Below are 25660 nucleotides of genomic sequence, written 5' to 3'. Positions count from 1 at the left end.
TTACACCGCCTTGCGCCCGGTTATCGCCAGTTGCGCCATCTCATAGAGCCGCCGTAACGCCAGTTCTCGCAACTGCACACGCAGCCGAAAGGTGGGCGTATAAGTCGCAGCCGCTTCGTCTTCCGCGTCGCGGTCAAGCCGGACAAGCCCGTTCTGCGCCATCTGGTTCAGCGCAATCTTGATGACGCCGACGACTGAGGCATGCGACGCGCGCTGACCGGTCGGGATTGCTACTGGTAGTGCTGAAATCGCCTCCCAGCCAGGAGCGAGTTCAGGTGGCACGTCGGGAGGAATGTCAGATGTCTCCTTCAGACGCAGCGCCAGCGCATAGAGCGTGTCACGGCAGGCGGCCACCGATGCCGGGGGCGGAGAGTAGTTGTCGTCGTCCAGCCCATCAGTCGTTGGGAAGAAGACCGCGGAGATGGCGATGTGCGCAAGCACGAGCGCAGCTTTTTGCTCTGGAGTCATGCCGCTGCGGATATCCATGAGCCGCACTGCGAAGCGGCTCTCCTTGCTGGCCGGAACCACGATGAGCCCACGCTGCTCGCTCAAGTCTAGAATCTGCAGTTCCATGCCGGCCGCGACATCCTCGACATACCGTCTGAATGTCGGGTCCGCCCTGCACAGGGCAAGCAGTTCGCGGTACTCCGAGTCATTGATGGGCGATAACGTCGTGTGCAGCGCCTTGTAGGTCAGGCGCGCGGCGTTTCGCACGGTAGGTTCTGTATTCATTCTGACTCTCCTTGGGGAACGAACTCGAGAGTGCTGCCCTGAGCGATGTCGAGATGGAAGGTGCCCCCCGTGAGCTCGACGCTTACGTTCCTGAACTCGCTCTCAGATTGCGCGAATGAGCGGAACAGAATAAGAACGAGGCACCGTCGCGTCGTCCGGTCCAGGCCTTCGTCCTCGGCGGCATCCAGCAATTGGTCGATGCGCAGCCGTTGGCCGGTGAAGAACTTGCCAGCCAGCCAGTCATTGGCGCGCTGCACGAGTTCCTTCGAAAACTGGTCGGGCAACGGTTCGAGTTTCTCAATCGAGCCTGGATCGGTCTCGACCTCTGTATCTTCCCCACGCTGCTCCAGTAGCAGAGCGAACACGGAGTTCAGGTCGTATACTCGCGGCCAGACCGGTGGGTATAGTGCACTGATGAAGACATCTGCCTCTGCCGAGAGTACCCCGGTCGGAAGGTTGACAAGCTGCGGAAGGAGTTGCGGCTCAAGGTCCGGTAGACCGGTGGGTTTGCGTGCACGGAAGACCGCGCGCTGCGCTTCGATGAAACGCTCGGGCGCTACGTTGATATCGGTGACAAGCTGTAGTCGAATGAGGCTCGCGCTACGGATGGTTTCCTTTAACAGCACGAGACTCTCGCGCGTCCTCAGCTCATCGGCGCCAAGCAAGGCCTCTCCAACTGCTTCCTCCATCCGGGCGTCTTCGATTTGACGCTGACGAACGTGCATCCGCGCTGCGTCGAGCTGCCCGGCCACGTCGCGGCTCCAGTTGACGCTGCCTGGCGCGCGATAGGTTTGATAGAGCCGGTCACGAATCAGTTGCCGGTACTCGATGGAATACTTCCGGGCGCGCCGGGCAATCTCGACGGCTGCTTCGAACCGGCCGCGGCGCACGAGCAGGTCGAGCATCTTCTCCATCAACTCTTGCGAGTCCTCCGGCGCGAGGTCGAGCATCCCCAGGTAGACGAGGTAGCCTTCGGCGGTGGGGCGGTAGCGGTAGACGTCATCAGCGTCCGGTTCGAAACGCACCAGTCGGTATCGGATCGACTTGGTCGTGCATGTGGGCGCGTCGAAGAACTCTGCTGTGAACTCCTTGTGGTTGTTGGCCTTGTTGTCGAGCGCGTCGAGGACAACTTCCGCGATGCGGCGCGCTTGAGATGACGTAAGGGCAGGCTTCATGCGACCGGCAACGTACCCCAGGTGAAGCACAACTTCGACTGAGGTGCTACCGCTGGAGACCGTCGTCGCTTCCATCATCAGGTCAAGGGCGGATAACGCGAGGTAGTGAGTGTCGATGCCGTGGAACAGTGTCCTGTCCGCTCCGCCTTCGTCACCAAGCATCGTCTTGTAGCGCTCGAGCTGGAAGATGGGCCTCAGGAGTAGCAGGTTGCGCTGCTGGCGCGATAGGTCAAGCAGGTCTGTGGAGCCGTCATACAATCGCACGCTGTCCTTTGCGGATGCCTGCGGCCGAGGCTCCGTCGGAACTATCTTGCGCGACGCAAGGTCCTGTTCTGAGTCCAACGATGGCGCCTCCTGGTGCGGCACGGCTTCCTCCTGAAAACATTTAATAAATGTATGAACAAAAGGAAGATACGCCTACGTTCGATTCCGCGGAAGACGCGCTGGGTTGACGTGGTGCATAGAAACGAACTCGCGCTCGTCCAGACATTTGTCTCGGAATCGCTCGTTGAAGCTGTCGGTGAGGTGTGTTCCACAGAGTTGCGGGCCGGATGAACGACGGCGTAACGCGAACGCCCACTTCCCAAGTTCATGCATCCAGCACCTTATCAGCGAACCCCGGGCCATTGTCCGGCGTGCTGGAAGCGGGAAGCCGCGCATCTCGCGTAACCGTTCAAGCACCTGCTTAACCCGCAGATCCGGCAAGAATTGTCGACCTTGATAGCAGGCGTTTATGCGTGTAATCGTCAACCACGTTCAGACAGCGAAAGCGCCGACGATAGGCTAGCCCGTCGCTGACGAAATCCAGACCAGCTTTGGTTTGGCCCCGATTGGCACGGGCGGTGGCTTGCGCTCGAGCCGCTTGGCCAATCCTGCTGAGAAAGCTATAAATGCTATCTTCGTGATACATTAATCATGTATAGAGACTCACCAAGATAGCAAAATGCCGACCCCTCATACTCCCTCCGCCGGCGTCCGGCGGACCCTGCGCAAATTAGGCGCCGATATTCACGACGCGCGTCGCCGCCGACGGTTGACCATGGCGGTGATTGCCGAACGGGCCTTTACGTCAAGAGCGACTCTGCAGCGCGTCGAAGCGGGCGATCCGGGCGTGAGTATCGGCATCTATGCGGCCGTGCTGCAGGCGCTTGGGCTTCTGGACGGACTACTGGAGGTTGCCGACGCTGCCCGGGATACAGTGGGACAGTCAATTGCAACTGCGGCGTTGCCTCATCGCGTCCGGTTGCGTCGTGTAGGAGGGAAGGGTGACCATGGCTGACGTCGAGGTATACATCGATCTCGACGGCACGTCGCAACCGGTAGGGCTGCTCAGGCGCCATGCGTCGCGTAGGGAAGAAACGGTCACATTCGAATATGACGAGACTTGGCTCGCCGACGACGAGCGCTTCTCGATTGAACCGGCGCTGGCGTTGACGCGGGGTATTTTCCCGCCGCCGCCTGATCAGCCCATCTTTGGTTCGATCGGCGATTCGGCCCCGGATACCTGGGGGCGCCGCCTCATGCGGCGCGCGGAGCGTCGACAAGCCGAACATGAAGGACGGCGCGTCCGCACGCTCGGCGAATTGGATTATCTGCTTGGCGTAGCGGATGAAACGCGCTTGGGCGCGCTGCGATTCCGCTGGAGCGGAGAGGACGAATTCCAGGCGCCTGTGCCCGCTGGTGTTCCCGCGCTGATCGAGTTGGGGCGGCTGCTTCAAATCACTGAGCGCATCTTGCGGGACGAGGAAACTGATGAGGATCTGCAACTGATCTTCGCGCCTGGGTCGTCACTCGGCGGCGCACGTCCCAAGGCATCGGTCATCGACCAGTACGGCCATTTGTCGATTGCCAAATTCCCGAAGGAGACCGATGAATACAGCGTCGAGACCTGGGAGGAAATCGCCCTTCGTCTGGCCGAACGCGCTGGCATTTCCACCCCGCATCACGAACTGCTTCAGATAGCGGGCAAGCCTGTGCTGCTGTCGCGCCGCTTCGATCGCGCGGAGGGTATCCGCATTCCCTTCCTCTCTGCCATGTCAATGACAGGATCGCGGGACGGCCAACGAGGCAGCTATCCCGAACTGGTTGATGCACTGACACAACATGGTGCCAAGGCGCGGGCCGATGCTACGCAGTTGTATCGCCGCGTGACCTTCAACGTACTGGTTTCCAACGTCGACGACCATTTGCGCAACCACGGTTTCCTCTGGGCCGGCCGCGATGGCTGGGTATTATCACCGGCCTATGACCTCAATCCCACGCCAACCGACATCAAGGCGCGCATCCTGACGACTAACATCGATCTCGACGAGGGAACGTGTTCGGTCGGCCTCCTGGAAAATGCAGCGGAGTTTTTCGGCTTGTCGCTGAAACAGGCTCGGGCCACGATTCGTGAGGTGGCGGACGTGACCCAGACATGGCAAGCAGTTGCCGAGGAGGTTGGCTGCAAGCGCGCAGAGATCGTCCGCATGGCAAGTGCCTTCGAGCACGACGATCTTGGTGCAGCATTGCGGTTGTGACGGTATCAAGGACCATGTCCGAACGAGCCTGTCGGTATCAACGACGGTATCGCGCTCACAAATCGTCCTGAGACGCCCTGTGTTCGCGATTTGCAAAGCGGGCGAAGATTCTCCGGTGGGTTCCGACAACGGCCGTCAACTGCCAGTCACGATTTTCGGCATCGCCGATGGTATTGTCGCTACACGACCAAGCGGAAACACCGTCCTCGCAAGGCTCCAACCTGCAGGTTGACGATTGAGTGGGAATAAGCGCAACGGCGGCCCCTGCGGGGGCTGCCTGCAGCGTTGGGTAGCGGCAGGGAGTTTCTCAGCGGCTATCTGACTGAATGTCGTCGTGATGCATCAAGTTTTCGATGATGCATTGCGGCGACAGCATGGGGAGACGGTTAAAATCCCACGTGCATCATTCGCACTACTGAGCAAAGCAAATTTGGCTGTATTGCTGACAGGTTTTTCTGAAGCCCGCAGGAAATCCCGAAAGAAACACGAGCTTGGTCAATGACTACAGGATCGCCGATGGTTCATCTGCGCCGATGCAGATAGACTGCCGCCGCCTTCGATCCTCCATTGACAAGCGATGAGACTGTTACCGATTTTCACAGCTTCAGCCATCCTGCTCGCGAGCGCCAGCGCAGCCTGTGCCGCTGCGCATTCCGGAATCCATTCCGCCGATTTCGATAACTCGGTTCGCCCCCAGGACGATCTCTACCAGTATGCCAACGGCGCCTGGTTGAAACATGCGTCGATTCCATCCGATCGCGAAAGCTACGGCGTATTCGACGAACTGATTGATCTGAACGACGAACGCCTCCACGGCATCATCGAGTCGGCAGCCGCCGGACAAAATCCGCCGGGCAGCGATGCACGGAAAATCGGCGATCTGTTTCAGAGCTTCATGGACGTTCCGGCGCTTGAAAAGCTTGGCGTGACGCCGCTGCGCGTGGAGCTGGCGGCGATCGACAGCGTGTCCAGCGCGCAGGCCCTGGCGCGCTACATGGGTCGCGCCCAAAGCCTTGGCATCGACATGCCGTTGCGGCTGAGCGTGGACGTCGACGCGAAAGATTCTTCCCGATATCTGGCGATTGGTGCGCAAGGCGGTCTGGGCCTGCCCGATCGCGATTATTACCTGCAGGACGACGCGCGGTTCAAGCATGCGAGAAACGCCTACGTCGCTTATTTGACCCAGCTGTTTTCGCTCACGGGCGAGCCCAATCCGGCCCAGATCGCAAGAGACGTGCTGACGCTGGAAACGCAATTGGCGAGGGCGCAGTGGAGCAAGGTCGAGAACCGCGATCCGGCCAGAACGTATAACAGGATGACGCCGGCAGCCCTCGGCAAGCTGGCGCCGCAACTGGACGCCGATGACTTTCTGCGTGCGGGGAAAATGGGCAATGTTGCGGCGCTGGACGTGAGTCAACCCAGCTACGTCAAAACGTTGGGGCAATTGATGACCTCGCAGCCCATCGCAACGTGGCGTTCATACCTGAAGGCGCGATTGCTGAACCATGCGGCGCCGTATCTGTCCCGAGCCTTTGTCGATGCGCAGTTCGCGTTCGAAGGTAAGGCGCTCAGCGGCACACCTGAGAATCTGCCGCGCTGGAAGCGTGGCGTTGCGCTGACCCAGAAAGGACTCGGCGAGGCGGTGGGCAAACTGTACGTGGCGCACTATTTCCCGCCAGAAAACAAGGCGCGTATCGAGCAACTGGTGTCTAACCTGCTGAAGGCGTACGCGAGCAGCATCGACGGGCTGACCTGGATGAGCCCAGAGACCAAACGGCGCGCACAGGAAAAGCTGGCGCGCTATGGCGTCAAGGTCGGCTATCCGCTGAAGTGGCGTGACTACTCCGCTTTGCGTATCGAGCGTGCGGATCTGTACGGCAATGTAGCGCGCATCGGGGCGTTCAACTACGAACACGATCTGGCCAAACTGAACCAGCCGGTCGATCGCGACGAATGGGAGCTCACGCCTCAAGACGTGAATGCCGGATACAGCCCGACGGGGAACGAGATCGTGTTTCCAGCGGCCATCCTGCAGCCGCCGTTCTTCGATGTCTCGGCCGACGACGCCGTGAATTACGGCAGCATCGGCGCGATCATCGGACATGAGATCAGCCACGGTTTCGACGACAAGGGCAGCCAGTACGATGCCAACGGCAATCTGCACAACTGGTGGAGGCCGGAAGACCGCCAACGCTTCGACGCGTTGACCGCGCGGCTGGTCGCTCAATACTCGGCTTATATGCCGCTGCCTGGCCTGCATATCAACGGGCAGCTCACGCTCGGGGAGAATATCGCCGATAACGCGGGGCTTCAGGTCGCCTATAAGGCTTATCGCTTGTCACTGAATGGCCGGGAAGCGCCGGTCATCGGTGGCATGACAGGCGATCAGCGTTTCTTTATCGGCTTTGCTCAGATCTGGCGCAACAAATCACGCGACGAAGCGCTGCTGCAGCAGATCAAGATCGATCCGCATTCTCCCGATCCGTATCGCGCGTTGGGGGCGACGCTCAATTGCGATGGTTTTTACCGCGCCTTCGCTGTCAAACCGACGGACAAAATGTACCTACCTGTCGCCCGGCGCGTGCAGATCTGGTAATGGGGGCGGGGCGCAGAAATGCGCCCCTTTTTATTTGCGATATGCGCTTCGCGCCGCAATGACGCATCGGTCGCAATCATTCGGTTTGGGCGCAGTGAGAGGCCCCAAAATGCAATCATCCCTCATACGCGCGCCTCAAATGAGATAAAATTGCGTATCCGCATTGGACTTATCCCCAGCGAGCCGCTTCACCACGCTCCGCTCACGCCTCCAACGGCATCGCGCTCGTCCCCTTGAGTTCATCGAGGCACACAATCGAATGCACGCTGCTGACGCCTGGCGCGCGCATGAGCGTGTCGAGCAGGAATTCGGATAGCGCCTTGAGATCGCGCGCCACCACTTTCAGTACGTAGTCGATATCGCCGGTCACGGAATAGCACTCCTGCACCTGCGGCAACTTCGCGACGAGTTCCTTGAACTTCACGAGTTCGCGCATGTGCCCGCGCTCCATCGTCACCTGAATGAACGCGACCACGCCAAAGCCCAGCGCCTGCGGGTCGAGGCGCGTCTCATAGCGCTTGATGACGCCTAGCTCCTCCAGCCGCCGATGGCGCCGCAGCGTCTGCGCGGGCGAGAGCTTCACGGCCTCAGCCAGTTCGAGATTGGAGGCGCGTCCGTGTTGCTGCAGCGCGGCGAGCAGACGCAGATCGATGGGGTCGAGGGCGAGTGTTTGCACTTTTCTTGCTCGGAATGAGTTCAATGCGAAATGAAATTGTACCAATCAGGGTTTGCCTGCGTATCAGATGAAATCATATTTTTCCTCGCCGCCTATACACTGGGCGCACCTGACAGGGCTGACGGCCACACCCGGCGGTTCTGGTAGCGCGCCAGCGCATCAAGTTGCGTGCGCAATATTATTTCGCGCGGTCGCGCTGGAGAGCCAAACCGCTTTCCAGCCGGCGCATCGATAAAAAAGAAACAGGAAGAGACATGGTTTCCACTACCTCAGGCAAGTCCCCGGGCAACCGCGACGACCAGAACGGTCATCTCAAGCGCGGCCTCAAGAATCGCCATATCCAGCTGATCGCGCTGGGCGGAGCGATCGGCACCGGTTTGTTTCTCGGCATTGCGCAGACGATCCAGACGGCCGGTCCCTCGGTGCTGCTCGGCTACGCAATCGCGGGCATCGTGGCGTTCTTCATCATGCGGCAGCTCGGCGAGATGGTCGTCGACGAGCCCGTCGCCGGTTCGTTCAGCTACTTCGCCGATAAGTACTTCGGTCCCTTCGCAGGCTTTCTGTCCGGCTGGAACTACTGGGTGCTCTATGTGCTCGTGAGCATGGCGGAGCTGTCGGCGGTTGGCATCTACATGCACTACTGGTGGCCGAATCTGCCGACGTGGATCTCGGCGCTCGGCTTTTTCGTCGTCATCAACGGCATCAACCTGGCGAGCGTGAAGTCGTACGGCGAGCTGGAGTTCTGGTTCGCGATCATCAAGGTGCTCGCGATCGTCGGCATGATCGCGTTTGGCGGCTGGCTGCTGGTGTCAGGGCATGCGGGTCCGGAAGCGGGCATCTCAAACCTGTGGGCGCACGGCGGTTTCTTCCCGCACGGCGTATCGGGTCTGGTGATGTCGATGGCGGTGGTGATGTTCTCGTTCGGTGGCCTGGAACTGGTCGGCATCACCGCAGCGGAAGCCGACGATCCCTCGCACACGATCCCGCGCGCCACCAATCAGGTGATCTATCGCATCCTGATTTTCTACGTCGGCGCACTGGGCGTACTGCTTTCGCTGTATCCGTGGGAAAAGGTCGTGAGCGGCGGCAGCCCGTTCGTGCTGATCTTCCACGCGATGAACAGCAACTTCGTGGCGCACGTGCTCAATGTGGTGGTGCTGACCGCAGCGCTGTCCGTCTACAACAGCGGCGTGTATTGCAACAGCCGCATGCTCTACGGTCTGGCACAGCAGGGTAATGCGCCCAAGGCGCTGCTCAAGGTGAACCGCCGCGGCATTCCGCTGACGGCGCTGGCGGTCACGGCAGTGGCGACGGCGGCCTGTGTGGTCATCAACTACTTCATGCCGGGCAAGGCCTTCGAACTGCTGATGGGGTTGGTGGTGTCGGCGCTCATCATCAACTGGGCGATGATCAGCCTGATTCACCTCAAGTTCCGCCGCGAGAAGGCGCGTCTGAATGAGACGACGACGTTCCGCAGTCTCGGCTATCCGTTCACGAATTACCTGTGTCTCGCATTCCTCGCGGGTATCCTCGTGGTGATGTACCTGATTCCGGATCTGCGCATTTCCGTGTGGCTGATTCCGGTGTGGCTGGTGGTGCTGGGCGGCGCGTATCGCTTCTGGCGTCGCGGCGCGGCCCCGGCGCTGCACGGCGGCGTGCAGACGCGCTAAATCCGCATGGGGCAGCAGGGCGCACACGTCCTCGCCCCATGAACCCGCATCAGGCGCTTATCATCCGTATTCCAGCAACTTTCCCGTAACCGACAAGCTAAGGCCATGTTCGAACATATCGATGCCTATCCCGGCGACCCGATCCTCTCGCTCAACGAGAACTTCCAGAAAGATCCGCGGCAGAACAAGGTCAATCTGAGCATTGGCATCTATTTCGACGACGAAGGCCGTCTGCCGGTCATGAAGGCTGTCCACGAAGCGGAAGCGGCGCTCCTGAACGAGCCGGGCGCCAAGCCCTATCTGCCGATGGCCGGTTTCGCCCAGTACCGCGATGCAGTCCAGACGCTGGTGTTCGGCGCGGAATGTCCGTCGCGCGGCGCAGGGCGCGTGGCCACGGTGCAGACGCTCGGCGGCTCTGGCGCGCTCAAGGTAGGCGCGGATTTCATCAAGCGCTATTTCCCGAAAAGCCAGGTGTGGGTGAGCGATCCCACGTGGGAAAACCATCGTTTCATCTTCGAGCGCGCGGGTTTCGAGGTGAACACGTACCCGTACTATGACGAAGCGACGGGCGGCCTGAAGTTCGACGCGATGCTCTCGGCGATCGACGCGCTGCCGGCGAAGAGCGTGGTGCTGCTGCACGCGTGCTGCCATAACCCGACCGGCGTCGATCTGGACGACGCCCAATGGGTGCAGTTGATCGACGTGCTGCAAAAGCGCGATCTGCTGCCGTTCGTCGATATGGCGTATCAGGGCTTCGGCGCGGGTCTGGACGCCGACGCGTTCGCGGTGCGCGAGCTTGGCCGTCGCGGCATCCCGGCGCTGGTGGCGAATTCGTTCTCGAAGAACTTCTCGCTGTATGGCGAGCGTTGCGGCGGTCTGCACGTGATCTGCGAAGACGCGGCCGCGGCCGATCGTGTGCTGGGCCAACTGACGGGCTCGGTGCGTTCGAACTACAGCAATCCGCCGACGCACGGCGCGAAGCTGGTCACGCGCGTGCTCACGACGCCCGCGCTGCGTCAATCGTGGGAAAGCGAGCTGGCGGCGATGTGCGAGCGTATCGCGCGCATGCGTGTGGCGATTCACGACGGCCTGAAGGCGCACGTGAGCGGCGAGGCGCTGTCGCGCTATATCAAGCAACGCGGCATGTTCACGTACACGGGGCTGAGCGCGGAGCAGGTCGATCGCCTCAAGGAAGAATTCGGCGTGTACATCCTGCGTTCGGGCCGTATGTGCGTGGCAGGTCTGAACGACAAGAACGTGAGCATCGTGGTCGATGCCGTGGGCAAGGTGCTGAAGGACTAAGCTCCGCCTGCATGACGTGATGTGCAACAACGCCCGGTTATCCGGGCGTTTTCTTTTAGAAGCGCATTCCCGTCCCGATTCCGCACACGCCCGATGCGCCGCCGCCACTGCCGCCCGCCACGCCGCAGAAGACGCTGCATCCGGAAAGTCCGATAAGACTGGCGAGCAGCAGTCCGCAAACCGCCTGCCGCCTGGCGGGGAGGCGGAAAAATGAAGAAGATTTCATCGTTGTCTACGCAAGGAAGGTAAGGGGCGGCTTTGGTGTTTGCCGTGCGTTGGCTGGCGGCCATTCAAACCCGTCGAACGACCTTAATGCGGCGTCAGAGGCGCGCCAATCGGACGAATCCGGCTTTTAGGGCCTTTTTGGCGCGCCGTAGCACATGCGCCTCGCATCAATTCCTGCCGCTGTCAACGTGTAAGACCTCCACGTCGTCCATGTCAGACGAGCGCGGTCTTCCAGGTGTTACCCTGATAGAATGCCGTGGCCGCAACGTAGTGGATTGCCGATGAAATTGCTTGATGCCCTCGTCGAACAACGGATTGCCGCCGCAGCTGCGCGCGGTGATCTCGATGGATTGCCTGGCGCCGGAGCGCCCCAGGAACTCGACGACGACCTCTTCGTACCCGAAGAAGTGCGTGTTGCGAACCGCATTCTGAAGAATGCGGGCTTCGTGCCGCCCGCGGTCGAACAGCTTCGCGCCTTGCGCGATCTCGAAGAAGAACTCGCCAAGGTTGGCGACAAGGCCGCGCAGTGCCGTCTGCGCGCGCGTCTGCTCGCCCTCGATATGGCGCTGGAATCGCTGCGCGGCGGCCCGATGGTCGTGCCGCAGGAATATCGCCGCCGTATCGCCGAACGTCTGTCCGAGCGCGCCGCGAGCGCGCAGGGCTTCGCGGCGGGTGCCGCTTGAGTGTGAGCGCCATGACGCCATCCGGCGATGCGCGCGACGCCCACGACGAGCGCGACACGACCTCCGAAGCGCCAGCGCCGCTGGCGGTTTCTGCCGAAACGCCCGCTGTTTCCGAAACACCCGAACCCGATCCCGTCAGCGAACGCGACCGCCATTTCATGCGGCTCGCGCAGGCCGCAGCCGAAGAAGCGCGTGCAGCCGGCGAGGTGCCCGTTGGCGCGGTGCTGGTACGCGGCGACGAAGTCATCGCCACGGGCTTCAACCATCCGATTGGTACGCACGACCCCTCAGCGCATGCCGAAATGGCGGCGCTGCGCGCGGCCGGCGCGGCACTGGGTAACTACCGCTTGCCCGGCTGCGAACTTTATGTGACCCTGGAACCGTGCCTGATGTGCGCGGGCGCGATCATGCACGCGCGCATCTCGCGCGTCGTCTATGGCGCGCGCGACCCGAAGACGGGCGCGTGCGGCAGTGTCGTCGATGCGTTCTCGAACGGCCAGCTCAATCACCACACGAGCGTGCAGGGCGGCGTGCTTGAGACCGAATGCGGCGATGCGCTGCGCGCGTTTTTCGCCGAGCGCCGCCGCGCCAGCCGCGAAGCACGTCGCGCCGCCGCGGAAGCGGGCGGCGCTGACCCAACCTGACTCACACCGCCACGTCGCGCCGCCGCAGCCCGATGGCGCCCTGATGGAATTCGAACGCATCGAACATGACCACCCATCGCACCATCGAACTGATTGCGCCGTCGGGCTATCCCCACGATCCGGAAGCCATTCATCGCGGCATCGCACGTCTGCGCGCGCAGGGTCATCGCGTCGAGAATATCGAGGCGACTGAGCGCCGCTTTCAGCGCTTCGCAGGTACCGACGGACAGCGCGCCGCCGAGCTGAACCGGCTCGCCGATCCCTCGCGCGCTTTGCCCGATATCGCGCTGGCGGTCCGTGGCGGTTATGGCGCGGTGCGTATCCTGCACGGTCTCGACTACGAAGGGCTGCAAAAGCGTCTCGCGGGTCAGCCCATCGCGCTAGTCGGGCACAGCGACTTCACGGCGATCCAGCTCGCGCTCTACGCACGCGCAGGATTGACGACATTCGGCGGCCCGATGCTGCTGAGCGATTTCGGTGCGCCCGAGTTGAGCAGCTTCACGATGCAGCATTTCTGGCAGGCGCTCACGCAGCCGGAATTCACGCTGAAGGTAAAGGCGCCCCAGGCGCAGCATGCGGACGTATCCGGCATGCTCTGGGGCGGCAATCTGGCCGTGTTGACATCGCTGATCGGCACGCCGTACATGCCGCCAGTGGAGGGCGGCATTCTGTTCGTCGAGGACGTCAACGAACAGCCGTTCCGCGTCGAGCGGATGCTGTATCAGCTGCATCTTTCCGGGATCCTCGCGCGCCAGAAGGCGCTGGTGCTCGGCGACTTTTCGGGCGGCAAGCCCTTCGACTACGACAACGGCTACGACCTGCATGCGGTGGTGGAGCAGGTGCGTGCGCTGGCGGGCATTCCGGTGATCACGGGCCTGCCGTTCGGCCATATCGCCGATATGGTGACGCTGCCGTTTGGCGGCGATGCGCAACTGAGTGCCAATGCACACGGCTTCGAACTCAACGTGAGCGGCTACCCGCATCTGGATTGATAGACGAGCTTTTGCGTCAGCGCCTTCGGGCGCTATTTCCAATCGCCAATACGCAACTAACCGCCAGATAAATCCATTTCAAACGAATGTTCCAGAGACCTCGTCGCGCAAGATTGTTGACAAAAAATTGGGCCAATTACGGGCATTGCGTCACCATGAAAGTGCAAGATTCCCAGCATTGACGCGTCTTTCACCGGAAAAATGCATCTGTCTGACCGGTCAGACCAGGAATATTCCCCAGGTTTGCCGATAAAATTGTTGACAATCTTTATGTCCAAACTAGCATACCCAACATCAAGGTGACAGACATGGCCAAAGACGTGCAAACCGCCGATACCGAAGCCGACGCGACCGGCACGAAGCCCGAAGCGATTGCCGCGCGCATCCGCGCCGCGATCCTCGAGCATCGTCTGCCGCCTGGCGCGAAGCTCACGGAAGCGCAATTGTGCGAAGTCTTCAGCGTCAAGCGCGGGCCGATTCGCCAGGCGCTCGCGCTGCTCGCCACGGATCACCTGGTCGACCTGGAGCCCAATCGTGGCGCGTTTGTCGCGAGTCCGTCGCTTCAGGAGGTGCACGAGGTGTTCGAGATGCGTCGCATCATCGAACTGGCGGTGGTGGAGCGCGTGTGTAGCGCGCAGCACGGCACGCGGCGGCTCAAGAGCATCGGCGAAACGATTCGCCGCGAGCGCAAGGCCTTCGAGGGCCGCGACTTTCCGGCGTGGATCCGTCTCTCAGGCGAGTTTCATACCGAACTGGCCGCGCTAACGGGCAATACCGTGTTGTGCGACTGCCTGAACGGCCTGGTCGCACGCTCGACGCTGATTTCGGCGCTCTATGAATCGCCCGGACGCAGCCCGTGTTCGTTCGACGATCACGAAGCGATACTCGTCGCGCTGGAAGCCGGACAAACGCAGGAAGCGGCCGCGCTGATGGTGCGCCACCTGCAAGGCGTGGAGCTCAAGATGCTCGATCGACCGACTGGCGCCTCGGTGGATCTACAGGATGTTTTCGGCGCGCGCGACGCGGCGCTGGCAACGCGCTGAGGCGCGGCCGAGGGAACGTTGACGTTCCCGCCAGAATGAACTGAAGGACAACTGATTAATGTGATGCGCGGCATGTCACGCGCTTCAAGCGGGGAAGGAATTGGGATGGCAGCGGCACGGCGGGCAGGGCGCCACATCGGCGACCGTGCGCAGTGCAGACGCGATGCTATCCACGCAGATATCGCGGTAGCCGCAATCTAGCGGCGCAGCGTGCGTTTCGAGGCGTTCAGGCGTCTTTTTTCCGTCGGCGTATCCATCCCAAGGAGCGGATCATGGCTCAGTTCAGCGCGTCACATGGCAGTCCTGCAGTGCCCACCTTCGACTCAGACTCAGGCAGTGAATCCGGCGACGGCATGCGCATTCCCGCCGGCTACAGCGAACGCCTCTATAACCACGATCTCGCGCCGCTCAAGGAACAGACCTGGGGCGCCTACAACATCTTCGCGTTCTGGATGTCCGACGTGCATAGCGTCGGCGGCTATGTGTTCGCGGGCAGTCTGTTTGCGCTGGGCCTGACGAGCTGGCAGGTGCTGGTGTCGCTGATCGTCGGCATCTCGATCGTCAATGTGCTGTGCAATCTGATCGCGCGTCCCAGCCAGCGTCACGGCGTGCCGTATCCGGTGGCGTGTCGCGGTACCTTCGGCGTGCTCGGCGCGAATGTTCCGGCCGTGATTCGCGGTTTGATCGCGGTGGCCTGGTATGGCATTCAGACCTTCCTGGCGTCGAGCGCACTGGTGATCGTCGTGCTCAAGTTCGTGCCGCAATTAATGCCTTACGCCGATGTGCACAAACACGGCATGCTGGGTCTTTCGACCGTGGGCTGGGCGGGCTTCATGACGCTGTGGGTTCTGCAGGCCTTCGTGTTCTGGAACGGCATGGAGACCATCAAGAAGTTCATCGACTTCGCGGGTCCGGCGGTGTACGTCGTGATGTTCGCGCTTGCGGGCTATATGGTGTATCGCGCGGGCTGGCAGAACATTGGCCTCAATCTTGGCGGCGTGAAGTATCACGGCACGGAAGTCATCCCCGTGATGATTACGGCGATTTCGCTGGTGGTGTCGTATTTCTCGGGCCCGATGCTCAATTTCGGCGACTTCTCGCGGTACGGAAAATCGCTGCGCAGCGTACATCGCGGCAACTTCTGGGGCTTGCCGGTCAACTTCCTGGCGTTCTCGCTGGTCACGGTCATCACGACGTCGGCCACGCTGCCTGTGTTCGGACAACTGATTACCGATCCGGTCGAAACCGTGAGCCGTATCGATCATCCGACTGCCGTGATTCTCGGCGCGCTGACCTTCACGATTGCGACCATCGGCATCAATATCGTCGCGAACTTCGTTTCGCCGGCTTTCGACTTCTCCAACGTTGCGCCTCGCCTGATTAGCTGGCGTGCGGGCGGCATGCTCGCCGCCGTGGCGTCGATCTTCATCACGCCGTGGAATCTCTTCAACAATCCGGCCGTGATTCACTACACGCTGGATGTGCTGGGTGCTTTCATCGGTCCTTTGTATGGTGTCCTGATCGTTGACTTTTACCTCGTAAAACGCGGCCGTCTTGCAGTGGACGATCTTTATACGGTGTCGCCGAAGGGCGCGTACTGGTACAGCAATGGCGTGAACTGGCGTGCGGTGTCGGCGCTGTTGCCCGCCGCCGTGATCGCGATTCTTTGCGTGATGGTGCCGGCTTTGAGCAATGCGGCGAACTTCTCGTGGTTCATCGGCGCGGCGCTGGGCGCGTTGTTCTATCGCGCCTTGACGATGGGCGAACGCGCTCGCGCGCAAGTCTGAACTACCGCACACGAGCAAGCTACGAGCTAAGGAAAGGCCATGCGTATCAAACTGATCAATCCGAACACCACACAACGCATGACGACGGCGATGGGGCAGTGCGCGCGCGCCGTCGTTGCGTCAGGCACGGAAGTGGTGGCGGTGAGTCCGACGATGGGACCGCCTTCGATCGAAGGCTATTACGACGAGGCGCTCGCCACGCCCGGACTGCTCGCCGAGGTGGAAGCGGGCGAGCGCGAAGGCTTCGATGGCTATGTGATCGCCTGCTTCGGCGACCCCGGCCTCTATGCCGCGCGCGAGCTGGCTCGCGGACCGGTGATCGGCATCGCGGAGGCGGCCATGCACGCAGCCAGCGTGCTGGCGCCGGGCTTCTCGGTCGTCACCACGCTCTCGCGCACCAAAGCGATGGCGTGGCACCTGGCGGAGCGCTACGGTATGACGCGTTTCTGCCGCAATGTGCGCGCGATCGACGTAGCAGTGCTCGAGCTCGACGAGCCCGGGTCGGCTGCGCGCCGTGCGATTGTCGAGGAGTGCCGCCGCGCACTGGACGAGGACGGCGCGGACGCCATCGTGCTCGGCTGTGCGGGCATGACGAGCCTGTGCGCGCAGGTGGAGGACGCGCTGGGCGTGCCCGTGGTGGACGGCGTGACCGCCGCGGTGAAATGGGTCGAAGCGCTGGTCGCGCTGCGCCTGATGACGGCCAAGCGCGGCGACTTCGCCCGGCCGCTCGCGAAGCGCTACGACGGCGAATTCGCGCACTTCAGCCCAACCAGCACGGCAAGCGCGACGGAAACGCCGCCGCCCGTGCGTCCGCTGCGCTATGGGTAAGCGCGGGTAAACACGCAATCCAGTCAAACGATGCCGGGCCGCCGCGCGCCCGGCACATACACCTCGCTTGACCCGTACTATCCGTCCTCGCGTATGGGCGCGCCCGAACGATTTCGCTACACTGGGCCGGTCCTCGAAGCAGAATGTCCGTATTCCTGCAAATCCTTGTGGCGCAAGGTTTCAAAGCGGCGGAAGGTCAATCGCTTCGGGTAGCTTTTCCCAGTTTCGCGTAGTTTCGTTTCGTCATCATCCTTCGACAGATTCGACAGCATGCCACTCGATCCCCATTATCCCCGCGATCTGATCGGCTACGGCCGCCATCCGGTACAGGCCAACTGGCCAGGCCAGGCGCGCGTAGCGGTGCAATTCGTACTCAATTACGAAGAGGGCGGCGAAAACTGCGTGCTGCACGGCGATCCGGCCTCCGAGCAGTTCCTCTCCGAAATCGTCGGCGCTGCGGCTTATCCGGCGCGCCACATGAGCATGGAGTCGATCTACGAATACGGCTCGCGCGCCGGCGTCTGGCGCATCCTGCGCGAGTTCGAAAAGCGCGGCCTGCCGCTCACGGTCTTTGGCGTGGGCATGGCGATCGAGCGCCATCCGGATCTGGGCCGCGCGTTCGTCGAACTGGGGCACGAGATCGCCTGCCACGGTTATCGCTGGATTCACTATCAGGACGCCACGCCTGAGCGCGAGCTGGAGCACATGAAGCTCGGCATGGAAGCGATCGAGCGCGTGACCGGCCAACGCCCGCTGGGCTGGTATACGGGCCGCGACAGCCCCAATACGCATCGTCTGGTGGCCGAATACGGCGGCTTCCTGTACGACTCGGATAACTACGGCGACGACCTGCCGTTCTGGATGGACGTCGAAGTGACGGGCGGCAAGACGGTCCCGCAACTGATCGTGCCGTACACGCTCGACACCAACGATATGCGCTTCGCCACGCCGCAAGGCTTCAACACGGCGGACCACTTCTTCACCTATCTGCGCGACGCGTTCGACGTGCTCTACGAAGAAGGCGACGAAGCGCCCAAGATGCTCTCGATCGGCATGCATTGCCGCCTGCTCGGCCGTCCGGGCCGCATGCGCGCGCTGCAGCGCTTTCTCGATCACATCGAAAAACATGACCGCGTCTGGGTGACGCGCCGTGTCGATATCGCGCGCCACTGGCGCGAGCACCATCCCTATCAACCGCAACAAAACGACCACCGCGGGGCCGCCGCATGAAGGCAATGCACTACACCCTCGAACAGCTGAATACGGCTTCGACCGACGCCTTCGTGGCGGCGCTCTCCGGCATTTTTGAACACTCGCCCTGGGTTGCTGAGGCGGCTGCCCAACAGCGGCCCTATGCAAACATCGACGCGCTGCACACGACGATGTCGGGCGCGGTGGAGCACTCGGGCGAAGCGCAGCAGCTCGCGCTCATCAACGCCCACCCGGAGCTTGCGGGCAAGGCGGCAGTGCGCGGCGAACTCACGGCCGAATCGACGCGCGAGCAAAGCGGCGCGGGCCTGAACCAGTGCACGCAGGAAGAATTCGACAAACTCCAGGCGCTCAATCGCGCCTATCGCGAGAAGTTCGGCTTTCCGTTCATTCTTGCGGTGCGCGGCTATGACCGCCACGGCATCATCGCGAACTTCGAATCGCGCGTGAACAACAATCGCGCCGACGAAATGCGCGCGAGCCTCGACCAGATTTACCGTATCGCGCGCTTCAGGCTGGATGAGCTGATCGACGCGTGACGTGGCGATGCGCTCCGGCGTGCAGCAGCAGGCATGCGGAGCGCAGCGCCGTTTTAACCATAGAAAAGATACGAAGGAAGACAAAGATGGCACTCCCGACTCTCGACCCCAACGCACCCGACTTCACGCGCCGCTTCGTCAATCTCGCGGACCCGCGGCTAGGGGCGCAGGCGCTCGAGGCGAGCGACGACTTCTTCGCGCCGAAGGAGCGCATGCTCAATCCGGAGCCGGCCGTCTTTATCCCGGGCAAGTACGACGACCACGGCAAGTGGATGGACGGCTGGGAAACGCGCCGCAAGCGTAGCAACGGCTACGACTGGTGTGTCGTGAAGCTCGCGCGCCCGGGCGTCATCAAGGGCCTCGATCTGGATACCAGCCACTTCACGGGCAACTTCCCACCGGCCGCTTCGGTTGAAGGCGCGTATGTGGCCGAAGGCGCGCCCAATGCCTCGACGCAATGGACCGAAATCGTTCCGTCGACCTCGCTCAACGGCAACAGCCACCACTACGTCGAAGTGACGAGCGAGAAGCCCTTCACGCATCTGCGCGTGAATATCTACCCGGACGGCGGCATCGCGCGTCTGCGCGTCTACGGTCAGCCGCAAGTCGACTGGCAAGGCGCAAGCCGCACGGAACTGTTCGACCTGGCTGCGATGGAAAACGGCGCGTATCTCGTCGGCGCGAATAACCAGCACTTCGGCGTGGCGTCCACGCTGCTGATGCCGGGCCGCGGCGTGAACATGGGCGACGGCTGGGAAACGCGTCGCCGCCGCGAACCAGGCAACGACTGGGCGATCATCGCGCTGGCACAGCCGGGCATCATCAAGAAGATCGAAGTTGATACGGCGCACTTCAAGGGTAACTATCCGGACCGCTGCTCGTTCCAGGCCGCGCGCGTGGTGGGCGGCACGGACAGCTCGCTGGTGACGCAGGCGATGTTCTGGCCGGTGCTGCTCGGCGAACAGAAGCTGCAGATGGACAAGCAGCACTACTACGAAAGCGAGATTGCATCGCTCGGCCCGGTCACGCACGTGCGCTTCAACATCTTCCCGGACGGCGGCGTGTCGCGCATTCGTCTGTGGGGCACGCTCGCTTGAGCGGCTGCACAAGCATCGAGAAAACCATGAGCGATACCCGCACCACGCTGACCATCGAACCGCTCACGCGCGAGGCGTTCGCGCCGTTTGGCGATGTGATCGAACTCGAAGGCGCGAAGCAGATTCCGATCAACCTGGGCACGACGATCCGCTATCACGATCTCGCGAACGTGGACATCACGGAAGAGGGCGGGCGCACGCTCGTCAATCTCTTTCGCGGCCAGCCGCGCGTGCTGCCGTTCGAGGTGAAGATGCTCGAACGTCATCCGCTCGGCAGCCAGGCCTTCGTGCCGCTCAACGACAAGCCGTACCTCGTCGTGGTGGCGCCAGCTGGCGATCTGGACGTAGCGAAGATTCGCGCGTTCGTGTCGAGCGGCTGGCAGGGCGTGAATTACGCGAAGGGGGTGTGGCACCATCCGCTGATCGCGCTTGGCGAGGTGAGCGATTTCATCGTCGTCGATCGCGGCGGCGAGGGGCTGAACCTCAATGAACAGGATCTGCCGGAATCGCTCTGGCTGACGGAAGAGGCGATGCGCGAAGCTCAGGGTTGAACCGCTCGCACATGCTGAAAATGAAAAGCCACGGCTCGCGCCGTGGCTTTTTTCATGGTGTGTTTGCGGTTAGTTCAAACGATCAGAACTCGTAGCCCACCTGGGTTCGCACTGCAGCGGTGCCGGTGCTCGTGACGGACACGGCGCCGTTGACCAGCCAGCGCATATTGGTCGAGCGATAGGTGACGCCGACTGCGCCCGCGCTGCCGCCCATGTAGTAGCCACCGCCCGCCGCCACAACGGTGCGGCCCGGACCCGATGGCGTGAGGTTGGGCATTGCCATGGCCGCCGCGACACCCGCATACGCGTTCTTCGATACCGTGTTGACCTGGCCTTGCAGACTGGCGATCTGTTGGCCGAATGCCGTCGACTGCTGTGCCATCGCGTTGTTCAACTGGTTCAGGTTGACGGCGTCGGTGCCCGAGGTGCCGGCGGCGACGTTGACGATCTGACGCTCCGCGCCTTCCTGGCCGACCGACACGGCATTGTCGCGGTTGGCGACGGAGTTCGCGCCAATCGCGACGGCGTTGTTCGCCGACGCATTGGCCTTGTCGCCCAGCGCTGTCGAGTTCGCGCCCGTTACGACCGCGCCGCCGCCAACCGCGAGCGATTGCGCGCCGGAAGCTGCTGCGACGCCGCTCGTCGTATTCGCCGAAACGGCCGTCGAACCCGTCAGGCTGATGTTCTGCACTGCCTGGTTGATGCTGGCGACCTGCTGGTTCGTGGCGTAGAGCTGCTGACCGGTGACGGCGTCAGTGCTATTGGCAGACAGCGCGCCGTTTTGCAGACCGCTCAGGCTCACGTTCGCGCCGCTCGTGCTGCTGAGCGTGACGCTCGAATGATCGGCGGAATCGTAGTGCAGGGCGTCGGGGTCGGTGCTGGTGGATGACGGCGTGGCGGCGTCGCTCACGGCGCTTACACCGACCAGCGTGCGCGTAGCAGCGACCATGCGTGCGCCAGACGCGGCTGTGGCGTTGGAGCCGGTGCTTGCGTTACTTAGACCGTCTTCGAGCGCCGCAATATTCAGGGCATTCTGCTGAGTCTGGGTATTGATCGCGGCGAGCGTGTTGTTGACGGACGAAAGGGCCGTCTTCGTGTCTGCCGAAACCTGGTCGATGGATTGAAGCATGTTTGCCTGCGTGGCGCCGACCTTGCTGTTCAACTGGCTCACGTTGACCGCGTCGGTGTCCGCGAACCCGCTGGCGACATTGGTGATGCGACGAGTGAGACCGCTTGCATCGTTACCGACCGAGATGGTGTAGGGGACGCTCGCGACGGAATCCAGACCGAGTGCGACCGCGCCTGGAGCAGAAGATTGCGCGGGATTGCCCGTGCCCGAGCCCGCGATATACGGATTGATCACCGCCTGCTTCATCTGGGCGACGTTGACCGCATCGGTATCTGCCGAACCTTCCGCAACGTTGTGCAGCGCGACGGGCGAGGTTGTCCCTACGCCACCAAGCGTCACGGCATTGTGCGCTGCTGAGTCGTACATCACGGCGTTGCCGAGCTTGCCGTAGATGTCGGTCACGTTGCCACTGAGCGTCGAAATGTTCTGGTTGGCGGCGAACAGTTGTGAGCCGTTCACTGCGTCCAGGCTGGCTGCGCCTAGCGTGCCGTTGGCCACGTTATGCAACGCGACGCCTTTCTTGGCGCCTGATCCGCCCAGCGTGACCGCAGTGTGCGCCGAGGAGTCGTACATCACGGCGTCGCCGAGCTTGCCGTAGATGTCGGTTACGTTGCCGGTCAGCGTCGAAACGTTCTGGTTGGTGGCAAACAGTTGCGAACCGTTCACTGCATCCAGACTGGCCGCGTTTAGCGTGCCGTTGGCCACATTGAGCAGCGCGACACCCTTCTTGGTGCCTGAGCCGCCCAGCGTGACCGCAGTGTGCGCTGAGGAGTCGTACTGCACAGCGTTGCCGATCTTGCCGTAGATGTCGGTCACATTGCCGCTGAGCGTCGAAACGGTCTGGTTGGTGGCAAACAGTTGTGAACCGTTCACTGCGTCCAGACTGGCAGCGCTTAGCGTGCCGTTGGCCACATTGAGCAGCGCGACGCCCTTCTTGGTGCCTGAGCCGCCCAGCGTGACAGCAGTGTGCGCCGAGGAGTCGTACTGCACGGCGTTGCCGATCTTGCCGTAGATGTCGGTCACATTGCCACTGAGCGTCGAAACGTTCTGATTGGTGGCAAACAGTTGTGAACCGTTCACTGCGTCGAGACTGGCAGCGCTTAGCGTGCCGTTGGCCACATTGAGCAGCGCGACGCCCTTCTTGGTACCTGAGCCGCCCAGCGTGACCGCAGTGTGCGCTGAGGAGTCGTATTGCACGGCGTTGCCGATCTTGCCGTAGATGTCGGTCACGTTGCCGCTGAGCGTCGAAACGGTCTGGTTCGTGGCGAACAGTTGTGAACCGTTCACTGCGTCAAGACTGGCAGCGTTTAGTGTGCCGTTGGCCACGTTATGCAACGCGACGCCCTTCTTGGCGCTTAGACCACCCAGCGTGACAGCGCTGTGCGCTGCGGAGTCATACTGCACGGCATCGACGGATCCTGCCATATTGGTGATTTGCTGCGCGACTGCGTACAACTGCGAGCCGTTGACGGCGTCTTTACTGGTCGAACTGAGTGTGCCGGCCGTGACGTTTAACAGTTTTCCAGCCGAATTAATTGTGAGTGTCTGTCCGCTTGCCGTGGCGCGAAAATTGACTGTGCCTGTCGTACCATCGACATAGACCATACTCTGTTGTGCTTCAAGCATACCGATATCGTGCCCAGTAACGGGCAGATACATGCAGCCGCTAATGAGCGATTTCGATGCTGCGCTAACCGCGGTTTGCGTGCCACCGTTAATATCAGTGGTACACAGTTGACTTGCCTGGGTTATGCCCGGCATCGCAGCTGCTAGCGAGCCGAATCCCAGTGCAAGCTTTATTGTCAATGAGTTGCGCCGCGCGTCCTTCAGGATTCCGCGCATCATGACAGTCTGCGAAATATCGTCTCTTGGCCCGGATTTTTTCTTTTGACTTGATCGATCGGTCTTTTTCATAATTATTCGATTTAATTGTGTAAGGAGCCACATATGGATTGAGTAATCCATGTGTGGTGTTTTTCTGGATGGTGAATCCAGAAAATCCTTTCAATTTTATTAATTCGAACAATTATTTTTATCAGAAAATTCTTAAATCATTGTAAATTAGTGTGAAATTTTTAATTTAATTTAATGGATTTACAAATTGATTTGGAAGAATTTGTCTTTTTAATTGGTGGTATTTTGAATTTATCTCGAAAGTCGTGATAAATAAATCCAAAATCTGGTTGTATTTTTAATTAAAAAAGCCCGGAGCATCTACGCTCCGGGCTTCACGTGTTCTTGATCGGCTGGGCGATCTAAAGAACGTTACTTCGCACCACCCTGGAACCAGGCGGCAATCTTCATCCGCTCGTCGTCCGTCATATGCGTGACGTTCCCCAGCGGCATCGCCTTGAGCGTCACCGCCTGTTGATACAGACGCTGCGCGTTCTGCGAGATTTCATCGGGCGTATCGAACATCACGCCGGCGGGCGCGGCGCCCATCATCGTCGGGTGAGCCGAGTGGCAGCCTGCGCAACGTTGTTGCAGGATCGGCTGGATATCGCCGATCTTGATGGTCGGTGCGTTGGCGGCTTCGGCCTGCGGCACGACCGGGCGCGGCAGCGTCCACACCAGCGCGACGAACATCAGCGCCACACCGCCGATCGGCAGATACCAGAGCTGCTGGCCACGATGGCGCATCACGAAGAACTGACGGATCAGCGCGCCAGCCAGCATGATGACCACGAGCACGGCCCAGTTGTATTCGTGCGCGTAGGTCATCGCGTAGTGGTTCGACAGCATCGCGAACACCACCGGCAGCGTGAAATACGTGTTGTGCACCGAACGCTGCTTGCCGCGCTTGCCGTAGATCGGGTTCGGCACTTCGCCCTTGAGCATCGCGTTGACCATCTTGCGCTGGCCCGGAATGATCACGAAGAACACGTTCGCCGACATGATCGTCGCCAGCATCGCGCCCATGATCAGGTACGCGGCGCGGCCCGAGAAAATGTGGCAGGCGAGGTAAGCGGCGATCACCACGTAGATGCCCACGCACACGCCCAGCAGCTTGTCCTTGGTGCCCAGCAGGCGGCACAGCGAGTCATAGACGATCCAGCCCGCAGCCAGGAAGCCCAGCGCCGAAGCGACGGCCACGACCGGGCCCATATCCAGCACGTTCTTGTCGATCAGATACGTGTTCGGCGCGAACAGGTAGAGCACCGTGAATAGCGACGCGCCCGAGAGCCACGTCGTGTACGACGGCCACTTCGACCAGTGCAGATCGTCGGGCATTTCGGGCGGCGCGACGGTGTACTTCTGCATGTTGTAGAAGCCGCCGCCGTGCACGTGCCACAGTTCGCCGAACACGCCGCGACGTTTCTGGTTCGGATCCGTCGGCGGTTTGAGGCTGTTGTCGAGCGCGACGAAGTAGAACGATTCGCCGATCCAGGCGATCGCCGCGATGACGTGGAACCAGCGCAATGCGAGGTTCAGCCAGTCGGTAATAAAGCCTTCCATGAAACTCCTCCACTCCTGATTCGTTGCGCGCGGACGTCCAGGACATTCAAGACGTTAAGGCGTCTCGCGCGGGACTGCGGGTGCGGCAAAAATGCAGCGCCGCAAAGCGGGGACACGTCCGGGTTCGCCCCGGCGCGCCGCCTGTCTCTTTTCTTCGTTGTGTTGTTGTCTGCGTGCGTGATGCGCAACGCGAATCGCGCTAGCTGCCTGAAGACTCAGCTACCGCGATACGTGCTGTACGACCACGGCGAGACGAGCAGCGGCACGTGATAGTGCGCGCCCGCATCGGCCACGCCAAAGCGCAGCACGACGCGATCGACAAAGCGCGGTTCCGGCACTTTCGTACCGATCGAGGCAAAGTAATCGCCCGCATGGAACACGAGTTCGTATTCGCCCGGGGTGAGCGCCGCGCCTTCTAGCAGCGGTTCGTCGCAGCGGCCGTCGTGGTTGGTCGTGACGGTCTTCAGCGCGCGGCGGGCGTCGCCGTCGAGCGCATGGAGTTCGACCTTGATGCCCGCGCCCGGACGGCCGTTCGCGGTGTCGAGCACGTGGGTAGTCAGCTTGCCCATTCGCAGTTTTCCTTGTCTTTTCCTGGTGTCATTGCGAGGTTTCGGCGGCGTCTCGATCCTGTGATGCACAAGCGTGCATCAGCGGCGGATCGAGGCTCCACGTCAGTGGCTACATACCCGTCGGCGGATCGAAGCGAGCGCCGTGAACGCATTTTAAGAACGTTCGGGCCGTAATCGCGCGAGCGATAGGAAAGATAATCCCCGCAGCATGAGCCTGACCGCGGAGCCTTGCTGCATG

Annotated in this window: 21 protein-coding genes; 15 read left to right on the top strand and 6 right to left on the bottom strand. The window is 61.5% G+C overall.

Features of this window, described 5'->3' with window-relative positions:
- Positions 1-732 (bottom strand): hypothetical protein, encoded by a 732-nt coding sequence (locus F3J17_RS07880; protein ID WP_167055805.1) that lies wholly within the window; start codon positions 730-732, stop codon positions 1-3.
- A complete protein-coding gene (locus tag F3J17_RS07875) occupies positions 729-2249 on the bottom strand; it encodes a hypothetical protein (RefSeq protein WP_240160863.1) in 1521 nt (506 codons plus the stop codon). The genes F3J17_RS07880 and F3J17_RS07875 overlap by 4 nt, the downstream gene beginning before the upstream one ends.
- A 601-nt stretch (positions 2250-2850) precedes the next feature.
- Here F3J17_RS07875 and F3J17_RS07870 point away from each other — a divergent pair.
- From F3J17_RS07870 to F3J17_RS07860, 3 genes are all read left to right on the top strand, one after another.
- Entirely contained in the window at positions 2851-3186 is a 336-nt protein-coding gene (locus F3J17_RS07870; RefSeq protein ID WP_167055802.1) for a helix-turn-helix transcriptional regulator, read from the top strand.
- Complete coding sequence (locus F3J17_RS07865) at positions 3179-4426, top strand: type II toxin-antitoxin system HipA family toxin (RefSeq protein ID WP_167055799.1); 1248 nt, start codon at positions 3179-3181, stop codon at positions 4424-4426. The genes F3J17_RS07870 and F3J17_RS07865 overlap by 8 nt, the downstream gene beginning before the upstream one ends.
- A gap of 577 nt (positions 4427-5003) precedes the next feature.
- On the top strand, positions 5004-7022 hold the full coding sequence (locus F3J17_RS07860) for a M13 family metallopeptidase (protein WP_167055796.1): 2019 nt from the start codon (positions 5004-5006) through the stop codon (positions 7020-7022).
- Positions 7023-7224: 202 nt separating this feature from the next.
- On the opposite strand, the gene F3J17_RS07855 is transcribed toward F3J17_RS07860, so the two are convergent.
- Positions 7225-7698, bottom strand: a complete 474-nt coding sequence (locus F3J17_RS07855; protein ID WP_167055793.1) for an Lrp/AsnC family transcriptional regulator — start codon at positions 7696-7698, stop codon at positions 7225-7227.
- Positions 7699-7952: 254 nt separating this feature from the next.
- Between F3J17_RS07855 and F3J17_RS07850 the strand changes: the two genes are divergently transcribed.
- From F3J17_RS07850 to F3J17_RS07795, 12 genes are all read left to right on the top strand, one after another.
- Positions 7953-9368 (top strand): amino acid permease, encoded by a 1416-nt coding sequence (locus F3J17_RS07850; protein WP_167055790.1) that lies wholly within the window; start codon positions 7953-7955, stop codon positions 9366-9368.
- A 105-nt stretch (positions 9369-9473) separates the two neighbouring features.
- Complete coding sequence (locus F3J17_RS07845; protein WP_167055787.1) at positions 9474-10670, top strand: amino acid aminotransferase; 1197 nt, start codon at positions 9474-9476, stop codon at positions 10668-10670.
- 506 nt (positions 10671-11176) lie between these two features.
- Positions 11177-11578 (top strand): DnaJ family domain-containing protein, encoded by a 402-nt coding sequence (locus tag F3J17_RS07840; protein WP_167055784.1) that lies wholly within the window; start codon positions 11177-11179, stop codon positions 11576-11578.
- Between the two features lie 11 nt (positions 11579-11589).
- Positions 11590-12222, top strand: coding sequence for a tRNA adenosine(34) deaminase TadA (tadA, locus tag F3J17_RS07835; protein ID WP_167055781.1), 633 nt, complete (start codon positions 11590-11592; stop codon positions 12220-12222).
- 65 nt (positions 12223-12287) lie between these two features.
- Positions 12288-13214 (top strand): muramoyltetrapeptide carboxypeptidase, encoded by a 927-nt coding sequence (gene ldcA, locus F3J17_RS07830; RefSeq protein WP_167055778.1) that lies wholly within the window; start codon positions 12288-12290, stop codon positions 13212-13214.
- 308 nt (positions 13215-13522) lie between these two features.
- Positions 13523-14257, top strand: coding sequence for a GntR family transcriptional regulator (locus F3J17_RS07825; protein ID WP_167055775.1), 735 nt, complete (start codon positions 13523-13525; stop codon positions 14255-14257).
- A 272-nt stretch (positions 14258-14529) separates the two neighbouring features.
- Complete coding sequence (locus tag F3J17_RS07820; protein WP_167055772.1) at positions 14530-16044, top strand: NCS1 family nucleobase:cation symporter-1; 1515 nt, start codon at positions 14530-14532, stop codon at positions 16042-16044.
- A 39-nt stretch (positions 16045-16083) separates the two neighbouring features.
- Positions 16084-16872 carry an aspartate/glutamate racemase family protein gene (locus F3J17_RS07815; RefSeq protein WP_167055769.1) on the top strand — a complete coding sequence of 263 codons (789 nt, stop codon included), beginning with the start codon at positions 16084-16086 and terminating at the stop codon, positions 16870-16872.
- Between the two features lie 270 nt (positions 16873-17142).
- Positions 17143-18102 carry an allantoinase PuuE gene (gene puuE / locus F3J17_RS07810; protein ID WP_167055765.1) on the top strand — a complete coding sequence of 320 codons (960 nt, stop codon included), beginning with the start codon at positions 17143-17145 and terminating at the stop codon, positions 18100-18102.
- A complete protein-coding gene (gene uraD / locus F3J17_RS07805; RefSeq protein WP_167055762.1) occupies positions 18099-18620 on the top strand; it encodes a 2-oxo-4-hydroxy-4-carboxy-5-ureidoimidazoline decarboxylase in 522 nt (173 codons plus the stop codon). Before puuE ends, uraD begins: the two co-directional genes overlap by 4 nt.
- An 86-nt stretch (positions 18621-18706) precedes the next feature.
- Complete coding sequence (alc, locus tag F3J17_RS07800) at positions 18707-19717, top strand: allantoicase (RefSeq protein ID WP_167055759.1); 1011 nt, start codon at positions 18707-18709, stop codon at positions 19715-19717.
- Positions 19718-19743: 26 nt separating this feature from the next.
- Positions 19744-20268 (top strand): ureidoglycolate lyase, encoded by a 525-nt coding sequence (locus tag F3J17_RS07795; RefSeq protein ID WP_167055756.1) that lies wholly within the window; start codon positions 19744-19746, stop codon positions 20266-20268.
- A gap of 82 nt (positions 20269-20350) precedes the next feature.
- Here the strand turns inward: F3J17_RS07795 and F3J17_RS07790 are convergent, their stop codons facing one another.
- From F3J17_RS07790 to uraH, 3 genes are all read right to left on the bottom strand, one after another.
- Complete coding sequence (locus tag F3J17_RS07790) at positions 20351-23002, bottom strand: YadA-like family protein (RefSeq protein ID WP_275692898.1); 2652 nt, start codon at positions 23000-23002, stop codon at positions 20351-20353.
- Positions 23003-23662: 660 nt separating this feature from the next.
- The gene (locus F3J17_RS07785) at positions 23663-24853 is read right to left on the bottom strand and encodes a urate hydroxylase PuuD (protein ID WP_167055750.1); all 1191 of its coding nucleotides are present in this window, start codon (positions 24851-24853) and stop codon (positions 23663-23665) included.
- A gap of 215 nt (positions 24854-25068) precedes the next feature.
- The gene (uraH, locus tag F3J17_RS07780) at positions 25069-25422 is read right to left on the bottom strand and encodes a hydroxyisourate hydrolase (RefSeq protein WP_103703844.1); all 354 of its coding nucleotides are present in this window, start codon (positions 25420-25422) and stop codon (positions 25069-25071) included.
- Positions 25423-25660: the final 238 nt, after the last annotated feature.

Origin of the sequence: Burkholderia sp. Ax-1719 (assembly GCF_011753055.1) — a bacterium.
Taxonomy (GTDB): domain Bacteria; phylum Pseudomonadota; class Gammaproteobacteria; order Burkholderiales; family Burkholderiaceae; genus Paraburkholderia.
The sequence above is the reverse complement of the archived record's forward strand: the minus strand, read 5'-3'. Positions and strand labels throughout refer to the sequence as shown.